This window comes from Roseibium sp., from assembly GCF_025698965.1.
GTDB lineage: Bacteria > Pseudomonadota > Alphaproteobacteria > Rhizobiales > Stappiaceae > Roseibium.
Genome location: NZ_JAILWL010000662.1, coordinates 1 through 2658, shown reverse-complemented (window position 1 = coordinate 2658; position 2658 = coordinate 1). Strand labels below are relative to the sequence as shown.

Here is a 2658-nt window from a genome sequence, read left to right as displayed (position 1 = left end):
ATGTCGAACATCATTCTTTCAGATGCTGAAGCCCGTGCGAGAGTGTTCGACCTGTTGTTCTCAATGGCGCTTCGAACTGTGAATGAGGGGGCAACAAGAAGCGCCCCCTAGGCTTTCGGCAGGAGGTGCGTGAGGTCGAGATCAGGATAACTGATCTTCTCCATCCATCGTTTGAGATCGCTTGGGGTGTACCCCTTACCATAACGAGCCGCCATGCCGCGCTCAGTATGTCCAATGAGAGCATTCGCTACGGAATCTGGCACATCAGCAGCCCTACAGGCGTCTCTGAAATTGTGGCGGAAGCTGTGGTAGCTGGTTTTCTCACTCTTCGCCCCAGCAGACGACAGGAAACGACCAAACCACTTAGAGAAGGGCGAAGAGTAATACTCATCGTTCCCAACCTTAAGGTCCTCGAAAATTCTGCGACAACCCAGGCCACGCTGTTGGTCCACGAAGCTCAAGAAGCCAAGCTTGATCAGCTCTGAGTGCACTGGCACCTTACGTTTCGAAGCTTTGTTTTTGAGGCTCTTATCGGGTGCAGACAGGTTGTTATCGAAGCATAGAACATCATCAAACTCTGCAACGTCACGACACTCAAGCTGAAGGATTTCATTGAGGCGCATTCCACTGAACAGCCCAATCAGGGGGAGCCAATAGTAGCCACGATTTCGTGGAATGTAGCTCCCGACCTGCCTGTATCGACTGATTGACCTGCACCCAGTGAATAGAGGCGCATTAAGGATACGCTGCAGGTCTTCAGAACTGAACGGATCGCGCTCTTCCGCAGCATCAGTGTCTACTGGCAACTGCAAGCCTTTGAACAAGTCTCCATTGACATCATCGTAGTTACCCTCAGCCCACCGCCAAAAAGATCCAACGAAATTCATGAGTTTGTTAATATTCTTGTTCGTCATCGGTTTGAGGCCAAGCTCGGCAGCACGCGATGAGGCTTCTGAAATGGGCAAATGTCTGATTTGAGAGTTCTTCACCCAGTTCGGGGGAAGATTACGAAGAACAGCCTTAAACTTTCGAGCGTCCGCCTTCGCGTATGACGTGACATCCTTGTCCCCAACCACGTCAAGGAAATGAGTGCTCCAGACTTTGTGCTCGCGTTGCGTCTTCGGCCTCCACGCCCCCAAACTCTTCTCTTGGATCCACTCGGCCATTGCTTCGGAAGCAAAAGTCCCTGACCCTCTGCCTGCGAAGGAAGGCTCTGGTGAGGCAGGCGTCGGAACGATCTCGCCCTGATTACGAGCCTTGATTTGCTCACGCGCTTTAATGGTCGCTTCCTGCAGACGACGTGCAAGCCGCTTCCAGCTTGGGGATCCTTCAGCAAGCGTGACATCAAGACCCTGCCAGCTCAGAACCTCTTCCGCTTCTGCTTTGAAGAAGTCATCCACCTTCCCTTGAGCGTACACCTTGCGGGTATGGCCTGAGAGTTCATCGTTGCTTTCTGAGTGCTCATCGAAAGCAGGCAGTGGCAGCTGAGGCGTTTCCTCATCCGGATCAAAGAACCCATCCAAGCGGGTTTCTTCATCTTCTTCTAGGAGGTGCGTGTAATAGAGCTGCTCGGCTAGATCGAGCTGCTCTGGCGTAAGCTCCTCAACCTGAGCCGCCCTCGAATCCCGAGAAGCCGTCTGCGCCAACTTGCGGCGGTGCTCCTCGAACGCACGGTCAACTATTGCAGCCTCAACGCGAACACGCCGTATTGCCTCAGCGAAATCCGAGGTTCTAAGAGACTTCTTCTCCTCAACCTTCGGATAGGTATCCTTGATGTCTTTGGGAATAGCCGCGCGGTGGTAATAGGTCGTTCCACGCACATGGAGTCGGGGATGTCCGGGCACTTTCTTCATGCTCCAACTGTACCAGTCCAATGACCCAGTCAGAAGCAATCCCTGCAGCAGATCAGTAAGTTACTGTCGCTTCGCCCGAAAAAGGAAACTGGCGGAGAGAGAGGGATTCGAACCCTCGGAACGCTTGCGCGCTCAACGGTTTTCGAGACCGCCCCGTTCAACCACTCCGGCACCTCTCCGAACTCAGGGATGCGCGGTGTCGCAAAGGCTGGGGGTAAAATCAAGTCTCTTGGGCGCCGGGACCTGAACCCGAAGAGCGCCTGCATGCAGTTTCAGACCCGGCGCAGCGCCTTGCTGCGTTGACTCACGCGCCCTCTTTTGTCTATATCGCGCGCTCTGCTCCCGCACGGACCTGTCCGATGCGGGGCTTTGCTTGTGAAACAACGCTGGCTCGCACCAAGAACCGGCGAAGAAAAAGGGCTCCGGTCTCGCGGCTTCGCGGATACGGCTCCGAAACAAAGGAACACGATCATGTATGCAGTGATCAAGACCGGCGGTAAGCAATACCGCGTCTCCGAAGGCGACATCCTGCGCGTCGAGAAACTCAGCGCGGAAACCGGCGATGTCGTCGCGTTTGACGAAGTGCTGATGATTGGCGGCGAAGGCGATTCCCTGGTCGGCGCGCCGGCCGTGGACGGCGCCTCGGTGACCGCGAACGTGCTGGACATCCGCAAGGACAAGAAGATCAAGGTCTTCAAGAAGCGCCGCCGTCAGAACTATCGCCGCACCAAGGGCCACCGCCAGTGGATCGCGGTCATCTCGGTCGCAGAGATCCTGAAGCCGGGCACGAAATCCAAGCTGGACG

General features: G+C 55.3%; 2 protein-coding genes and 1 tRNA gene. 1 reads left to right on the top strand and 2 read right to left on the bottom strand.

The annotated features are described in order from the left end of the window. Positions 1-107: 107 nt before the first annotated feature. Both K5905_RS31280 and K5905_RS31275 read right to left on the bottom strand, forming a co-directional pair. Positions 108-1853, bottom strand: a complete 1746-nt coding sequence (locus tag K5905_RS31280; RefSeq protein ID WP_297591620.1) for a site-specific integrase — start codon at positions 1851-1853, stop codon at positions 108-110. A gap of 89 nt (positions 1854-1942) precedes the next feature. After that, positions 1943-2032 (bottom strand) — tRNA-Ser (locus K5905_RS31275). A 292-nt stretch (positions 2033-2324) separates the two neighbouring features. Here K5905_RS31275 and rplU point away from each other — a divergent pair. Further along, the coding region (gene rplU / locus K5905_RS31270) for a 50S ribosomal protein L21 (protein ID WP_297591619.1) at positions 2325-2658 on the top strand (334 nt) is incomplete at its 3' end.

Excerpts from the sequence above, each read along its gene's own strand:
- K5905_RS31280 (WP_297591620.1), bottom strand. The coding sequence starts at position 1,853 with ATGAAGAAAGTGCCCGGACATCCCCGACTCCATGTGCGTGGAACGACC.